The organism is Mesorhizobium sp. J428 (assembly GCF_024699925.1).
GTDB lineage: Bacteria > Pseudomonadota > Alphaproteobacteria > Rhizobiales > Rhizobiaceae > Mesorhizobium_A.
In genome coordinates this window covers 1,614,537-1,628,996 of record NZ_JAJOMX010000001.1, presented here as the reverse complement: position 1 = coordinate 1,628,996, position 14,460 = coordinate 1,614,537, and the positions used below count along the sequence as shown (strand labels likewise).

The 14,460-nt window shown below is 65.7% G+C and carries 16 protein-coding genes and 2 pseudogenes; 13 read left to right on the top strand and 5 right to left on the bottom strand.

All coding sequences use genetic code 11. The features are described from left to right. The first annotated feature begins 1 nt into the window (after window position 1). From LRS09_RS08075 to LRS09_RS30245, 4 genes and pseudogenes are all read left to right on the top strand, one after another. On the top strand, window positions 2-613 hold the full coding sequence (locus LRS09_RS08075; RefSeq protein WP_257805253.1) for a hydantoinase B/oxoprolinase family protein: 612 nt from the start codon (window positions 2-4) through the stop codon (window positions 611-613). 83 nt (window positions 614-696) lie between these two features. Next, the gene (locus tag LRS09_RS08070) at window positions 697-1,530 is read left to right on the top strand and encodes an aspartate/glutamate racemase family protein (RefSeq protein WP_257805252.1); all 834 of its coding nucleotides are present in this window, start codon (window positions 697-699) and stop codon (window positions 1,528-1,530) included. A gap of 180 nt (window positions 1,531-1,710) precedes the next feature. Beyond that, the gene (locus LRS09_RS08065; protein ID WP_257805251.1) at window positions 1,711-2,811 is read left to right on the top strand and encodes a Xaa-Pro peptidase family protein; all 1,101 of its coding nucleotides are present in this window, start codon (window positions 1,711-1,713) and stop codon (window positions 2,809-2,811) included. A gap of 24 nt (window positions 2,812-2,835) precedes the next feature. Beyond that, window positions 2,836-3,168 (top strand): annotated as a pseudogene (locus LRS09_RS30245) (alcohol dehydrogenase catalytic domain-containing protein); the annotation flags it as partial. A 68-nt stretch (window positions 3,169-3,236) separates the two neighbouring features. On the opposite strand, the gene LRS09_RS08060 reads toward LRS09_RS30245, so the two are convergent. Then, a complete protein-coding gene (locus LRS09_RS08060; protein ID WP_257805250.1) occupies window positions 3,237-3,362 on the bottom strand; it encodes a hypothetical protein in 126 nt (41 codons plus the stop codon). Between the two features lie 20 nt (window positions 3,363-3,382). Between LRS09_RS08060 and LRS09_RS08055 the strand changes: the two are divergent. From LRS09_RS08055 to LRS09_RS08025, 7 genes and pseudogenes are all read left to right on the top strand, one after another. Continuing rightward, window positions 3,383-3,835 (top strand): annotated as a pseudogene (locus LRS09_RS08055) (zinc-binding dehydrogenase); the annotation flags it as partial. Window positions 3,836-3,848: 13 nt separating this feature from the next. Then, window positions 3,849-4,808 carry a hydantoinase B/oxoprolinase family protein gene (locus LRS09_RS08050; protein ID WP_257805249.1) on the top strand — a complete coding sequence of 320 codons (960 nt, stop codon included), beginning with the start codon at window positions 3,849-3,851 and terminating at the stop codon, window positions 4,806-4,808. Continuing rightward, window positions 4,805-5,422: a hydantoinase B/oxoprolinase family protein gene (locus LRS09_RS08045; protein ID WP_257805248.1), complete on the top strand. Its 618-nt coding sequence runs from the start codon at window positions 4,805-4,807 to the stop codon at window positions 5,420-5,422. Before LRS09_RS08050 ends, LRS09_RS08045 begins: the two co-directional genes overlap by 4 nt. Before the next feature lie 234 nt (window positions 5,423-5,656). Next, window positions 5,657-6,640: a sulfate ABC transporter substrate-binding protein gene (locus LRS09_RS08040; protein ID WP_257805247.1), complete on the top strand. Its 984-nt coding sequence runs from the start codon at window positions 5,657-5,659 to the stop codon at window positions 6,638-6,640. Between the two features lie 71 nt (window positions 6,641-6,711). Next, window positions 6,712-7,533 carry a sulfate ABC transporter permease subunit CysT gene (gene cysT / locus LRS09_RS08035; protein ID WP_257805246.1) on the top strand — a complete coding sequence of 274 codons (822 nt, stop codon included), beginning with the start codon at window positions 6,712-6,714 and terminating at the stop codon, window positions 7,531-7,533. Between the two features lies 1 nt (window position 7,534). Continuing rightward, a complete protein-coding gene (gene cysW, locus LRS09_RS08030; RefSeq protein WP_257805245.1) occupies window positions 7,535-8,431 on the top strand; it encodes a sulfate ABC transporter permease subunit CysW in 897 nt (298 codons plus the stop codon). Then, on the top strand, window positions 8,428-9,447 hold the full coding sequence (locus tag LRS09_RS08025) for a sulfate/molybdate ABC transporter ATP-binding protein (protein ID WP_257805244.1): 1,020 nt from the start codon (window positions 8,428-8,430) through the stop codon (window positions 9,445-9,447). The genes cysW and LRS09_RS08025 overlap by 4 nt, the downstream gene beginning before the upstream one ends. A gap of 70 nt (window positions 9,448-9,517) precedes the next feature. On the opposite strand, the gene LRS09_RS08020 is transcribed toward LRS09_RS08025, so the two are convergent. The 4 genes from LRS09_RS08020 to LRS09_RS30240 are packed head-to-tail and all read right to left on the bottom strand — an operon-like array spanning window position 9,518 to window position 12,846. Beyond that, a complete protein-coding gene (locus tag LRS09_RS08020; RefSeq protein WP_257805243.1) occupies window positions 9,518-10,492 on the bottom strand; it encodes an MBL fold metallo-hydrolase in 975 nt (324 codons plus the stop codon). 11 nt (window positions 10,493-10,503) lie between these two features. Then, entirely contained in the window at window positions 10,504-11,820 is a 1,317-nt protein-coding gene (locus LRS09_RS08015; RefSeq protein ID WP_257805242.1) for a TRAP transporter large permease, read from the bottom strand. Further along, window positions 11,817-12,377, bottom strand: coding sequence for a TRAP transporter small permease subunit (locus LRS09_RS08010; RefSeq protein ID WP_257805241.1), 561 nt, complete (start codon window positions 12,375-12,377; stop codon window positions 11,817-11,819). Before LRS09_RS08010 ends, LRS09_RS08015 begins: the two co-directional genes overlap by 4 nt. 52 nt (window positions 12,378-12,429) lie before the next feature. After that, on the bottom strand, window positions 12,430-12,846 hold the full coding sequence (locus LRS09_RS30240; protein WP_374684823.1) for a hypothetical protein: 417 nt from the start codon (window positions 12,844-12,846) through the stop codon (window positions 12,430-12,432). Here LRS09_RS30240 and LRS09_RS30235 point away from each other — a divergent pair. Further along, entirely contained in the window at window positions 12,836-13,576 is a 741-nt protein-coding gene (locus tag LRS09_RS30235) for a hypothetical protein (protein WP_374684822.1), read from the top strand. The genes LRS09_RS30240 and LRS09_RS30235 overlap by 11 nt on opposite strands. Before the next feature lie 72 nt (window positions 13,577-13,648). Further along, window positions 13,649-14,350, top strand: coding sequence for a TetR/AcrR family transcriptional regulator (locus tag LRS09_RS08000; protein ID WP_257805239.1), 702 nt, complete (start codon window positions 13,649-13,651; stop codon window positions 14,348-14,350). Window positions 14,351-14,460: the final 110 nt, after the last annotated feature.

Sequence of the window (14,460 nt, the reverse complement as noted above, 5' to 3'; positions counted from 1 at the left end):
CATGCCGGACCGGCTCGCAGCGGGCCACTTCGCCTCCGTCTGCGGAACCTTCATCGGCGGCATCCATCCGGACACGGGCCGGCAATACACCATCATCGAGCCGCAGATCGGCGGCTGGGGCGGCAGCCGCACCGGCGACGGCAACAGCGCCATCTTCTGCGGCTTCCATGGCGAGACCTACAACTGCCCGGCCGAGATCAACGAGGCGCGCAACGGCCTCTATGTCGACCGCATGGAGCTCAACATGGAGCCGGGCGGCGAGGGCAAGTATCGCGGCGGGCGCGGCATCGTCATGGACTATCGCATCCGCGGCGACAACGGCTTCCTAACCGTGGGCTACACCCGTTCGAAGTTCCCCGCCTGGGCGCTCGACGGCGGCAATGAGGGCACGGGCAATTATGTCCGCTACCTCGGCAAGGACGGAACGGACCAGCGCTACGCCTTCGTGTCGGGTCTGACCACGCATACCGACGACGTGATCCGCGTCGTCACCGGCAATGGCGGCGGCATCGGCAATCCGAAGGAGCGCGACCGCAAGCTGGTCGCGGAAGACCTGAAGAACGGCCTGATCACGCCCGAGCGGGCGCGGGAGGTCTACGGCTACGAGGCCTGACCAGGACATGTCTGCTGCCCGGGCGGGGAGTCCGGGCGGGCGAGGGGGCGTTTGCAGCGTTTCGAAGAAGAGGAGACTTCATCATGACCGACAGACCGCTCAAGATCATGTATCTCAACCCGGTCGGAACGTCCGGCTACGACCATGTGTTCGCCGAAATGGCGCGGCAGCACAAGCTGCCGCAGACCGAGGTGCACATCGCCTCGCTGCCGCCATCGACCGGTGGCTTCACCCATATCGAGTTCCGCTCTTATGAGGCGATCGTCACGCGCGGCATCGTCCGCGCCGCCCGCGCGGCGGCGAAGGAGGGTTTCGACGCCCTTGCGATCGGCTGCTTCTACGACACGGCGCTGCACGATGCGCGCGAGGTTTCGGGCGACATGGTCGTGACCGCGCCCTGCGTCGCCTCCTGCGAGATCGCGGCAAGCCTGTCGAACCGCTTCGGCGTCATCGTCGGCCGGCGCAAATGGGTGCACCAGATGCATTCGACCGTGCGTGAGCACGGCCACGAGCACCGCCTGTCCGGCTTCTATCATGTCGAGCTCGGCGTCGACGACTTCCAGAAGGACCACGCCGAGACGGAGCGCCGGCTGATCGCGGCAGGGCGCAAGGCGGTGGAGGAGGAGTTCGCCGAGGCGCTCATCCTCGGTTGCACGCTGGAGGTCGGCTTCTACCGTGACGTCGAGAAGGCGCTCGGCGTGCCGGTGATCGACCCGTCCATCGCAGCGCTCAAGCGGGCGGAATATGCCGCGGTGCTGAAGCACGATTGCGGCTGGAAGCCGAGCCGGCGCTGGTCGTCCGAGGCCCCGCCCGAGGAAGAAATCGCGCGCTTCGGCGGCTTCGACGACGGCGAGATCTTCGGCAACCGCATCGTCGTTCCGGCGGAGCCGCTGCAGCCGGCGCGCAGGGCGGCGTGAGGTTTGTTTAGCGCCCCCTCCACCACGCTTCGCGTGGTCCCCTCCCCCCGTGAACGGGGGAGGATCAGGGCGTGCAAGCGGCACCGCAAATCCTCCCCTGCGATGCGGGGGAGGGGAACCGCCGAAGGCGGTGGAGGGGGCGCAAGCCATGAGAACTAGAATCCAAGGAGACATTCACCCATGACCGTCGACACCAAGGGGAGGCTCGCCGCCTTGCGCGGGCGGATGAAGGCAACCGGCACGGACCTTGTCGCCGTGGCCCCGGGCTCGCACATGGACTGGCTGCTCGGCTTCCATCCCCATCCCGACGAGCGGCCCTGCCTGCTTCTGGTCGGCCCGGAGCGCGAGGCGTTCCTCATGCCTGTGCTCAATGCCGAGGGAACGCGCGAATCCACCGACATCGCGTTCCACACCTGGGCCGACGCCGAAGGTCCTGACGCGGCACTGACCGCCGCGCTTGCCGATGTGGGGGCCGCTTCGGCGAAGAAGGTCGCGCTCGACGAGACGATGCGCGCCGACTTCGCGCTGCTGCTGCTCGGCGCGCTGCCGGATGCGGCGCATGCCTTCACGCCCGAAACAATCGGAGCGCTGCGCATGCGCAAGGACGCCACCGAATACAAGGCGCTGAAGATGAACGCCTTGATCGCCGACCGCGCGATGCAGAAGGCGTTCTCCTCCGTCAAGCCGGGCATCACGGAGAAGGAACTCGCCGCGATCATCCGCGACCACTTTGCCTCGGAGGGGGCGACGCCCGCCTTCTGGATCGTCGGCGGCGGGCCCAACGGCGCCTTCCCGCACCACCAGACGGGCGAGCGCAAGCTTGCCGAGGGCGACGCGATCGTCATCGACATCGGCGGCCGCAAGGGCGGCTTCCCGAGCGACATCACTCGCATGGCGGTCATCGGCCAGCCGCCGGAAGGCTATGGCCAGATCCACGGCATCGTCGAGAAGGCCGTGCAGGCGGCGCTGAAGGCGGCGAAGCCCGGCGTGCTCGCCAAGGAGGTCGACGCGGCGGCGCGCAACGTGATCGCGGATGCCGGCTATGGCGAGTTCTTCGTCCACCGCACCGGCCATGGGTTGGGCATCGACGGCCACGAGCCGCCCTACATCACGGCCACCTCGGAGGCGGTGCTGGAGGAGGGCATGGTATTCTCCATCGAGCCCGGCATCTATCTCCCCGGCCGCTTCGGCATCCGGCTTGAGGAGATCGTCATCCTGCGCGCCGACGGCCCCGAGATCCTGTCCGACCTGCCGCGCGACCTTCACGTCGTGCAGGTCTGAGCGGACTTTGCGGAAGGACACCCGATGCCCCGTGCCTGGCACATCCACGGCTATTCCGGTTATCGGGGTCTTCGCCTCGGCGAGGAGCCGTTCGAGGAACCCGGCGCGGGCGAAGTCCGGCTAAAGGTCGAAGCCTTCGCGCTGAACTGGGGCGACATGGACCTGATGAAGGACAACTATTCCTTCAGCTTCCCGCGTTTCCCCGCGCGCGTCGGCATCGAGGCGGCGGGCATCATTGATGCCATCGGGCCGGGCGTGGAAGGCTTGTCGATCGGCGAACGGGTATCCACGCTGCCCTATTTCTACAACAACCGCGGCGCCAGCACGGAATCGATGGTGATCGATGCGCGCTACGTCGCCAAGGCGCCGCCGAACCTGTCGGCGGTCGAGTGCGCCTCGATCTGGATGCAGTATCTCACCGCCTACTATCCGCTCGCGAAGGTCACGCCGGTCGGGCCGGGCAGCCATGTGCTCGTGACCGCGGCGACCAGCACGGCGGGTGCGGCCTCGCTGGAGATCGGCCGCCTGCTCGGCGCGACGATGATCGGCACCACTCGCTTCGCCGAAAACGAGGAGTACCCTGCGCTCGATGGGCGCAGGCCATGTCATCGTCACCGGCAAGGAAGACCTCGCCGCGCGCATCCGCGACATCACCGGCGGCAAGGGCGTGAACATGGCCTTCGATCCGGTCGGCGGCGGCCTGATCGCCCAATATGCGCCCGCGCTGGCGAAGAACGCGCGCATCTACTTCTACGGCACGCTGGACACCGTCTGGCCGCCGCTGCCCTTCGTCGACATGTTCCAGAAGAACGCGGTCTTCCATCCCTATTCGCTGTTCAACTATGTCGAGGATCCACTGATGTGCGAGCGCGGCAAAGCCTTCGTCTACGAGATGCTGGCGGCCGGGCGACTGAAGCCGTCGATCGACCGGGTCTATCCGATGGAGAAATACATCGAGGCGTTCGACTATCTCAGCCAGCCACGCACCGCGCACGGCAAGGTCGTCATCGAAACCGGCCTGTGAAGGACTGAAGACCATGGCAACTCTCCCAGTCGTCGACCCGATCACCACATCGGTCATCCAGTCCGGCCTGGTTGCGGCCGCCGACGAGATGTTCGCGGTCCTGAAGAAGACCGCGATGAGCCCGATCATCTATGAGGTGCTCGACGTGGGCACCGGGGTGATGGATCGCCACGGCCACCTGGTCAGTTCGGGCGCCGGCATACCGAGCTTCATCGGCATGCTCGACAAGGCGGTCTACCGGATCATCGAGCTGTACGGGCTCGACAACATCCGCGACGGCGACTGCTACATCACCAACGACCCGGCCTATGGCGGGGTGACCCATCTCAACGATGTCATCGTGGCTCAGCCCGTGTTCGCCGACGGCATCTGCGTGGCCTGGGCCGCTTCGGTCGGGCACTGGAACGACGTCGGCGGCAAGACGCCGGGATCGATGGCAGTCGACGTCACCGAAGTGTTCCAGGAAGGCCTGCGCCTGCCCGCGGTAAAGCTGTTCGAGAACGGTCAGCCGATCCGCTCGGTGTTCGACATAATCATGGTCAATTCCCGCCTGCCGGAGTTCGTCGAAGGTGATCTCTGGTCGCAGGTTGCCGCTGGCCGCAAGGCGGAGCAGCGCATCAAGCAACTGATCGAGACCTATGGCGCCGATGCCTACCACGGGGCGATTGAGGCGCTGTTCGTCGAAGGCGAGCGGCGTGCACGGGCCGGGCTGAAAGCCTTGCCGAAGGGGACGTTCACCGTCGAGGAAGAGCAGGATGACGGTGCGGTCTGGCACGCGACGGTCACGATTACCGACGAGACGTTCACGGTCGATCTGCGGGGCAATCCGGAGCAGCGCGCCGCGCCCTACAACACCGCGCGCGATGGCGCGGTGATCGTCTGCCAGACGCTGTTCAAGGGGCTGACCGACCCGACGCTGTTCGCCAATTCGGGCTCGTTCCGCCCGCTTGAAGTCATCACCGAGCCCGGATGATCTTCGATGTCCGCGGAACGGCGCCGCATGGCTACTATTTCGAGACGCGGATGCGGCTCTACGACATGCTCTGCCGTCGCATGGCGGAACTGCAGCCCGACAAGCTGCCGGCCGGCCATTTCGCCTCGATCTGCGGAACCGTGCTGGCGGGTCTCCATCCCGACACCGGCCGCCGCTACACAATGGTCGAGCCGCAGATGGGCGGCTGGGGCGCGACGGCAACGCGTGACGGGCTCGATGCGATGTATTCGACCGGCCATGGCGACACGTTCAACTGTCCGGTCGAAATCTGTGAGGCGCGGTATGGGATCGACGTCGGCTATCGCAGGCTGAACGAGATCACCGACGAAACCAGCCTGCACAAGGGAGGGCGCGGCCTGTCGGCGTCGCTGCAGCCACGTGCGCCGGCGGTGCTGTCGGCCGGCTACAGCCGGCATCGCATTCCTGTCTGGGGCTCGGCCGGCGGCGCCGATGGCGACACCAACGGCATCTCCGTGGTCCGCAGGGACGGCGGTCGCGAGGACTACTCCTTCGTCAGCGGCTGCGTGATCATGCCGGGCGACGAGATCCTGATCCACACCGCCAATGGCGGCGGCTGGGGCAAGAGGGCGTAAGGCGTATTATCGCGCCGCCATGTAGTGAGCATAACGTATCGCGAATGCGCCGTTCGATGGCATGTCTTTCCATCCCGGCCACGGCGGCTTGGGATTTTGAAAAACAAATCTCATTACATCCCTGTTTTGAGGAAGAATGTTCTGCCGTCGAATATAACTTAGCGTGGTGTCTCTCCGGCTTCTCGCGCGGCTCGGCTATTTTCCGGCCACACTCTCTCAGTCGGATGGCAACAGATGAAAAGACTTCTCCTTGTCGGCGCCGCGCTCGCGCTTCTGCTTTCTCCCGCGGCCGCGCAGGAGCCCAACAAGCTCCTCAACGCGTCCTACGACATCGCGCGTGAGCTCTTCGCGCAGGTGAACGAGGCTTTCGTCGCCAAACATCCTGGAGTGACGATCGACCAGTCGCACGCCGGAACGTCGAAGCAGGCCCGTGCGATCGTCGAAGGTCTGGAAGCCGACGTCGTCACCTTCAACCAGGTGACCGACATCGATTTCCTGGTGAAGAACGGCTTCGTGTCCGACGACTGGCAGGCCGATTTCCCCAACCAGTCCTCCCCCTTCTATTCGATGCCGTCCTTCCTCGTGCGTGAAGGCAATCCCAAGGGGATCAAGGACTGGGGCGACCTCGTCCGCGACGACGTGAAGGTCATCTTCCCCAATCCGAAGACCTCCGGCAATGCGCGCTATACCTATCTCGCCGCGACGGCCTACGCGAAGGAGAAGTTCGGCAACGATCAGGCTCAGGTCACCGATTTCGTCAAGAAGATCTTCGCCAACGTCCCGGTGTTCGACACCGGTGGCCGCGCCGCGACCACGACCTTTGTCGAGCGCAATATCGGCGACGTGCTGATCACCTTCGAGGCGGAGACCCGCGGCATCGCCAAGGAATTCGGCGAGGACAAGTTCGACCTGGTCGTTCCTTCGGTCAGCCTGCTGGCGGAGTTCCCAGTCGCCATCGTCGACAGGGTTGTCGACAAGCACGGCACCCGCGACCTCGCGAAGACCTATCTGGACTTCCTCTATTCACCGGAGGGACAGACGATCGCCGCCGAGAGGGGGCACCGCGTCAACGACGAGGCCGTCGCCGGCAAGTTCAAGGATCAGTTCCCCGAAATCCGGCTTGTGACGGTAGACGACGTTTTCGGCGGCTGGGCCAAGGTTCAGGAAGAGCATTTCGCCTCCGGCGGCCTGCTCGACCAGATCTACGGCGAACGCTGAATTATAGGTTTCGCAATTGCGGGCCGGCGGCTACATCTCCGCCGGCCCTTTTCCTGTTCAGGATATCTGGTTTGAGACGAAGCGTTCTGCCCGGGTTCCACCTGTCGCTCGGCATCACCCTCTTCTATGTGGGACTGATCGTGCTGCTGCCGCTCGGCGCGCTGGTCGTGAAGGCGGGCAGCCTCGGGTTTGAGGACTACTGGCGCATCATCTCCTCCGGCCGCGCCGTGGCGAGCTACCGCGTGACGGTGCTGTCGGCCGCCGCCGCCACCGCCTTCAACGTCGTCTTCGGCGTCGCGCTTGCCTGGGTGCTGGTCCGTTACTCCTTTCCCGGCAAGCGGCTCGTCGACGCGATCGTCGACCTGCCCTTCGCACTGCCGACGGCGGTCGCCGGCATCGCGCTCACCACTCTGTTCGCGCCCGGCGGCTGGTTCGGCTTCGTCTTCGACCGCATCGGCGTGCAGGTCGCCTACACGCCGCTGGGCATCATGATCGCGATGGCGTTTACCAGCCTCCCTTTCATCGTGCGCACGGTGCAGCCGGTGCTCGAGGATCTCGATCCGGCGCTGGAGGAAGCGGCGCAGTCGCTCGGCGGAACGGATGGCGAGATCTTCCGGCGGGTGATCCTGCCGCTGCTGACACCCGCGCTGCTTGCGGGCGTGTCGCTCGCCTTCGCCCGCAGCCTCGGCGAGTTCGGCGCCATCATCTTCATCGCCGGCAACCAGCCGTTCGAGACCGAGATCACCGCGCTGCTCGCCTTCATCCGGCTGGAGGAATACGACTACCAGGCGGCCGCCGCGATCGCGTCGGTCATGCTCATCGCCGCCTTCGTCATGCTCGCCGTGACCAATTTCCTCCAGTCGCGCGCCCTGCGCTATACGCAGAGGTCGTGACGTGAGCGCCGTGACCTCCCGAAGGAAGCCGCCGCGCATCGGCGACAGCCCCGCCGTCCGCCGCGGCCTGATCGGCTTCGTGCTGGTGGTCGGTGCGTTTCTGGTGCTGGCCCCACTGGTGGTGATCTTCGTCCAGGCCTTCTCCGCCGGCTGGTCGGCTTACGCGGCCACCATCACGCATCCCGACACGCAGCATGCGATCATGCTCACGGTCGTAACGGCGCTGATCGCGGTTCCGGTCAACACGGCCTTCGGCGTCGCGGCCGCGTGGGCGATCACCAAGTTCGACTTCCCCGGCAAGCGACTTCTGATCGTCATCATCGAGATCCCCTTCTCGATTTCGCCCATCGTGGCCGGCGTCGCCTATCTCTTCGTCTATGGTCTGCAGGGCCTGTTCGGCCCGGCGCTGGAGGCGGCCGACGTCAAGATCCTGTTCGCTCTGCCGGGCATCGTGCTTGCCTCGATGTTCGTCACCGCGCCCTTCGTCGCGCGCGAGCTCATCCCGCTCATGCAGGCGCAGGGGCGCGACCTCGAGGAGGCCGCCACGTCGCTCGGCGCGTCGGGCTGGCGCACCTTCTTCTCCGTGACGCTGCCCAATATCCGCTGGGCGCTGCTCTACGGCGTGGTGCTGTGCAATGCCCGTGTCATGGGCGAGTTCGGCGCGGTCTCGGTCGTCTCCGGCAACATCCGCGGCCAGACCAACACGCTGCCGCTGCATATCGAGCTGCTTTATCACGACTACCAGACGGCGGGCGCGTTTGCGGCAGCGTCCATCCTGACCGCGCTCGCGCTCGTCACGATCGTGGCCAAGGTCATTCTCGAACGCCGGGGCGCCGGCCGGGTCGGGCGCCCTGCGCTGGCCGGTCCCGTCGCCGCCGAACAGGGAGCGAAGGCATGAAGATCACGCTCGACAATGTGGTGAAGACCTTCGACACGTTTCGTGCCGTGCACGGCGTCTCACTCGAGATCGGCAGCGGCGAACTGGTCGCGCTGCTCGGCCCGTCCGGCTCGGGCAAGACGACGATCCTGCGCATGGTCGCCGGCCTCGAATATGCCGATGGCGGCCGCATCCTGTTCGGCGAGCAGGACGCCACCGACATACCGGTGCGCGATCGCGGCGTCGGCTTCGTGTTCCAGCACTACGCTCTCTTCCCGCACATGACCGTGGCCGAGAACATTGCCTTCGGCATGAAGGTCTCGAAGCGCAAGCGCAGCGCCGCCGAGATCGAGGCCCGCGTGAACGACCTCCTGGTTCTCGTGAAGCTTTCCGGCCTCGGCAACCGGTTCCCGTCGCAGATTTCCGGCGGCCAGCGCCAGCGCGTGGCGCTTGCGCGTGCGCTCGCCGTCGATCCGAAGGTGCTGCTGCTCGACGAGCCGTTCGGCGCGCTCGACGCCAATGTGCGGCGCGACCTGCGCCGCTGGCTGCGCGAGATCCACGACGAGCTCGGCATCACCACGCTCTTCGTCACGCACGACCAGGAAGAGGCGCTCGACCTTGCCGACCGCGTCGTCATCCTCGACCAGGGAAAGATCGTCCAGCAGGGCACGCCGGAAGAGGTCTGCCGGCAGCCCAACTCGCCCTTCGTCACGCGCTTCCTCGGCGATGCGCACCGGCTCGAAGCCGTCGCGTCGGATGGAAGGGCCCAGGTGGCCGGAGGCGTCATCGAGCTTCCCGGCGTCCAGGACGGATCGGTCGAGATCTTCGTCCGTCCCGCCGACCTGGAATGGAATACGGCCGGCTCGATCCCGGCCGTGGTCTCGCGCGTCATCGACCGGCCCGACGGCCGGCGTCTCCTGGCAGCCCTGTCCGACGGCTCCCTGGTGGAGCTCGACGTGCCGCCGGAAACGAAGGTGGCGAAGGGCGACCACGGCCGCATCGCCGTCCTGCGCACCCACGCGTTCCCGCGCGGCTGAGCTTCCGCAGGGCTATTTCGCCTCGCGTGCGCGGAAGCCCTGTTCGATGCCGCAGGCCTTGCAGTAGGCCTCATGCACCGGGCCGCGGCCGAGATGGTGCCGGAAGCCCTTCATCTCCGCGAAATAGGGGATGGGCGCTCGCACCGGCCGTTCCGGCGCAGCGGTAAAGTCGTCGAACAGCGTCTGCACGGTGACCACCACCCGCTCGGCGTCCTCCCGGTCCCTGTATTTGCCGAGGTCGATCTTGTCGCGACGCTTCGAGATAGTCCATGCCCTGTTCCCAGAGCGGCCGCGCCTCATCGCTCACATGCTGCAGGTAGTCCCGCATCTCGCGGACGTCGTCCTTGGTCGAGATCGGGCCATGGCCGGCCACGATCGTTTCGACATCCATGTCCAGCACCCGGTCGCAGACGTCGATCCAGCGATTGACCGGCCCGTACCACGCGATCGGCGTGCCTCCGGTGAATAGGATATCGCCGGTGTAGAGCACCTTGTCGTCCGGCACGTAGATCAGCGCGTCGCCCAGCGAATGCGACGGCCCGACCTCGATGAGCTGGACCTTCTTGGAGCCGACCATGAGGTCGAGCGTGCCGGAGAAGGTTTCCGTCGGCGGCGTGAGCGTGATCCCGGAAAAGTCGAACGGCCGAAAGCATTCGCGCATGAAGACGCCGGCGCTGCCGAATTGCTCCGCGTTGAGGCAGATGTTCTGCACGATGGCGGGGTCAAAGCGGGCGAAGTCGCTGACCGTCCCCTGCGTGCCGATGATGCGCGCGCCTTCGACCAGCTGGTTGCCGAAGGTATGGTCGCCGTCGGCATGCGTATTGACCAGCACGTCGATTGATTTCGCGGCCGGAATCGAGGCGCGATATGTCTCCAGCATCTCGGCGGTGAGCTTTAGGTCGAACAGCGTGTCGACCATTAGCGTTGCATCGCCGTCCACGATCAGGCCGGCATTCGACCAGCCCCAGCTGCCGTCCGGGAGGAGGTAGGCGTAGCACCCGCCGCCGAGGTCGTGCATGCCTTTGGTGAACTGCCATTTGGCCATTGTTTTTTCTCCTAGATGAGGGCCGTGGCGAGCCACGGGAACAGGAAGACGAGCAGCAGGACGAGGAACATCATCACCGCAAAGGGGAAGGCGCCCGCGAAGATGTCGTTGAGCGTGACCTGGCAGTCGGGTCCCAATGTCGCCTTCACGACGAAGACGGCGATGCCGAAGGGCGGCGTGAGCAGGCCGATCTCGACGGCGAGCACGACGAGGACGCCGAGCCAGACCAGGTCGACCTGCATCCCGGTCAGGATCGGGATGGCGATCGGCAGCGTCAGGAGCATGATCGAGGCGGAGTCGAGGATCGTGCCGAGCAGGATGATCACCACCATCAGCGCGATGATGATGCCGGTGACGCCCATGCCGGAATCGACCACCCACGAGCCGAGCCAGCCCGGCATCCCCGACATTGCCAGCATGCGCGAATAGAGACTCGCGCCGACGATCAGGAAGCAGATCGACGAGGTCGTGTGCCCGGTCTGCACCAGCACCTGCCAGAAGCTCGCCCAGGTGAGCCGCCGCTTGGCGAGCGAGATCAGCAGCGCGCCCAGCGCGCCGGCGGCCCCCGCCTCGGTCGGCGTGAAGAAGCCGCCGTAGATGCCGCCGAGCACCAGGGCGACCAGGATCACGATCGGCGCCAGCTTGTTGGCCATCTCGCCGAGGCTCATGTCGTTCGCGGTGTCGTAGCTGTCGGCTTTGCGCCCGCCGATGAAGGAGGGCCACCAGCGGCCCATCGCGAAGATGCCGGCGCAGTAGATCAGCGACAGCAGGACGCCTGGGATGACGCCGGCGATGAACAGCGAGCCGACCGACTGCTCGGTGAGCACGCCGTAGAGGATGAAGAGCAGGCTCGGCGGGATCAGCATGCCGAGCACCGAGGAGCCCGCCACCACCCCGACCGCGAAACGCGCCGTGTAGCCGTGGCGGATCATCTCCGGCACCGCGACCTTGGTGAACACGGCGGCGGACGCAATGGAGATGCCGGTGATCGCGGCGAAGACCGCGTTCGCCGCGACCGTCGCGATGCCGAGCCCGCCGAGAACGCGGCGGAAGACCTGCGCCGCGACCTCGAACGTATCGCGGCCGATGCCGGCGACGGCGACGAGCAGGCCCATCAGGACGAACAGCGGCACGACGCCGAAGAGATAGTCGCTGATCGAGTCCTTGAAGGCGAGGACCAGCATGTTGGAGGCGATGTCGAAATTGCCGCGCAGGATCCACACGCCGCAGAAGGAGAGCAGGATCAGCGCGATGGCGACATGCATGCCTGAATAGATCAGGACCAGCATGGCGGCGATGGAGAGGAAGGCGATGCCGACGCCGCTCATGGCGCAATCTCCCGGGCGGAACGGAGGTCATTCCAGGACAGGAGCAGGAACTGGATGGCGGTCGCCGCAATGCCGAGGAAGACGAGGACGAAGAGGGGCCATTGCGGGATGGTGAAGAACCCCGGATTGCCCATGAAGTTGCGTTCGGGGTGTAGCCACGCCGCGACCACGCTCGGCCAGTATTTCCAGGCGATCATCAGCATCAGCAGCCCGCCGACGAGATGGAAGATCGACAGGAGCGTGAGGCGGGCGCGCGGGGCGCGGTGTTCCAGGACGTTCAGCAGAACGTCGGAGCGCGTCATGGCGCCGGAGCGCAATGTGTGGGCGAGCTGCAGGAACACGATGCCGACGATCGAGAAGGCCACGAGCTCCGGCACTCCGGCGATCGGATGATGGAAGAAGCTGCGCCCGACGATGTCGGAATTGATCAGGACCATCAGCAGGATAATCCAGAGCGTGCCCACGGCGTTCATGACGCCGATTACGCGGGCGAACGGCCCGCCGGGCATGCGAGGAGGTGGCGCGTCGTCGCGCGGAATTGCGGCCTCGTCAGCCATCTCGATGTTCCTCTGGTGAAACGCCCGGCCCGCCTGGGGCCGGGCGGTTACGTCATTCGGCGAGGTAGTCGCGCTCGAAGGTGAAGCCCGCCGCCTTCAGGTTGTCGCGGTAGGCCTCGAGCACCTTCTTCGCCGGCTCGCCGCGCGCCTCCGCTGCCTTTGCCCAGGCAGCCGTCGGGTTCGGCAATCCCTTGATCCAGCTGCTGCGCTCGGCGGCGTCGAACTCGACGATCTTGCCGCCCGCGTCGACCAGGGTCTTCTTGGCCGCCTCGTATCGGGCTTCCTGTTCGTCGAAATAAGCTTTCGTGTAGGCGATGGCGGCGGTGCGGAACGCGGCCTTGGTCTCGTCCGAGAACGTGTCCCATTGCATCTTCGACACGCCCATGCCGCCGATATACATCGCGCCGAAATGGGTTTGGTTCCAGTTGGGCGCGACCTCGTAGAGCTTGGCCGGCACATTGGCCGTCATCCAGCCGATATTGCCGTCGTACGCCGGTCTTGATGTCGTTGTAGAAGGTGACGTAGCTGCCCTGCACGCCGACCGCCCCGGTGCCGGCGAGCCAGGCGAGGTTCGGGCCGGCACCGCCGAGCTTGACGCCGTTCATGTCGGCGATCTTGGTCAGCGCCTTGGTGGAGGCGATGTTGTAGTCGTCGATGGCGATGCCGCCGCCGATGTAGACGACGCCGGTCGCCTCCTCCAGTTTCTGCAGCGCGCCTTCGGTCTCCATCAGCGCCTTCTCGACGGCGGCGGTGACGCCGCGCGCGTCGGGCGGGCCGAAGGGCATCGCGTAGGTCAGGTTCAGCAGGCCCATCGTGGCCGGATTGAACACGCCGCTCATCTGGCCGACGTCGATGATGCCCTGCTGGAAGGCCTCGACCTCGGAGCCGAGCTTGACGATCGTGCCGCCATAGCCCTCGGTCCAGTTGATCTTCACCTTGCCGGTCTTGGCGAGCTCGGCATTGACGGTGGGAATGAAGGTTTCCTTGATGTGCTTCACCCACAGGAACACTTCGGGGTGCCCCGTCGCTGCGGTGAGGTTGATCGTTTCCTGCGAGAAGGCGGGCGCCGAGGCGACGGCGAGCGCGATGGCGGCCACGCCGCCCGTCAGTATGGTGCGATACATGCAAATCCTCCCTGTTCGGAGCGGACGGCTCTCTCCCCGCCGTCTGCTCGATTGGGAAACCGTATCGGCATTTGAACAAGTTGACAAGAACTTTGATATCTCGTTCAATAACACGTGGAGGGGCGGCCGAAAGCCGTGCGGAAAGCTATGTCGAAGTCGCAGAAAACAGAGCCGGAACAGAAGGTTGTCGCCGTCGAGGCAACCCAGCGGAACTCTGCGTCGACGCGCATGCGGATCCTGCATGCTGCCGAGGCGGAGTTCGCCGATCACGGGTTCGACGGCGTCTCGGTGCGCCAGATCGCGCTGCACGCCGATGTGCCCGTCGCGCTGATCAACTACCATTTCGGCAGCAAGGAAGGCCTCTACCGCGCCATCTTCGAAATGCGCGCGCCGATGATCATCGACCAGCGTATCGCCGGCCTCCGGCTTGCCGAGATGGAACCGGAGCAGGACCGCAAGGTCGAGATGATCGTCAAGGCCGTGCTCGTGCCGAACCTGCACATGCGCAGCACGGAGAAGAATTCCAGCTACGCCCGCATCCTGGCGCGGGAAGTTTCCGACCCCAAGTCGCACCACCGCAAGGTCGTCGCCGAGTTCTTCGACCCGATCGCCTACAAGGTGATCGAGGCGCTGCAGCAGGCGATGCCCGACCGCACGATCGAGGAGATCAACTGGGGCTACCAGGCCATGCTCGGGGTCATGGTCTACACCATGGCCGACACCGGGCGCATTAGCCGGCTGTCGGGCGGACGCTGCGACCCGGAGGACGAGCTGACCACCGCGACGCATCTCGTCGCGCTGATGAAGGCGGCGCTGCTCTACAGCCGCGTTCCCAAACCGCAGACATAGCCGGCGCACAAAACCCGGCACGACGACCAACGGGAGGAGACCGATGAAGCTCGTGACATATCAAAGGAAGGGCAAGCCGCGTGCCGGCGCGCTCGTTGACGGCGATCGCC

Bases quoted from the DNA above. Each gene is read 5' to 3' on its own strand.
- LRS09_RS08075 (WP_257805253.1), top strand. From the start codon at position 2: ATGCCGGACCGGCTCGCAGCGGGCCACTTCGCCTCCGTCTGCGGAACC.
- LRS09_RS08070 (WP_257805252.1), top strand. From the start codon at position 697: ATGACCGACAGACCGCTCAAGATCATGTATCTCAACCCGGTCGGAACG.
- LRS09_RS08065 (WP_257805251.1), top strand. From the start codon at position 1,711: ATGACCGTCGACACCAAGGGGAGGCTCGCCGCCTTGCGCGGGCGGATG.
- LRS09_RS08050 (WP_257805249.1), top strand. From the start codon at position 3,849: ATGGCAACTCTCCCAGTCGTCGACCCGATCACCACATCGGTCATCCAG.
- LRS09_RS08045 (WP_257805248.1), top strand. From the start codon at position 4,805: ATGATCTTCGATGTCCGCGGAACGGCGCCGCATGGCTACTATTTCGAG.
- LRS09_RS08040 (WP_257805247.1), top strand. From the start codon at position 5,657: ATGAAAAGACTTCTCCTTGTCGGCGCCGCGCTCGCGCTTCTGCTTTCT.
- LRS09_RS08025 (WP_257805244.1), top strand. From the start codon at position 8,428: ATGAAGATCACGCTCGACAATGTGGTGAAGACCTTCGACACGTTTCGT.
- LRS09_RS08020 (WP_257805243.1), bottom strand. From the start codon at position 10,492: ATGGCCAAATGGCAGTTCACCAAAGGCATGCACGACCTCGGCGGCGGG.
- LRS09_RS08015 (WP_257805242.1), bottom strand. From the start codon at position 11,820: ATGAGCGGCGTCGGCATCGCCTTCCTCTCCATCGCCGCCATGCTGGTC.
- LRS09_RS08010 (WP_257805241.1), bottom strand. From the start codon at position 12,377: ATGGCTGACGAGGCCGCAATTCCGCGCGACGACGCGCCACCTCCTCGC.
- LRS09_RS30240 (WP_374684823.1), bottom strand. From the start codon at position 12,846: ATGACGGCCAATGTGCCGGCCAAGCTCTACGAGGTCGCGCCCAACTGG.
- LRS09_RS08000 (WP_257805239.1), top strand. From the start codon at position 13,649: ATGTCGAAGTCGCAGAAAACAGAGCCGGAACAGAAGGTTGTCGCCGTC.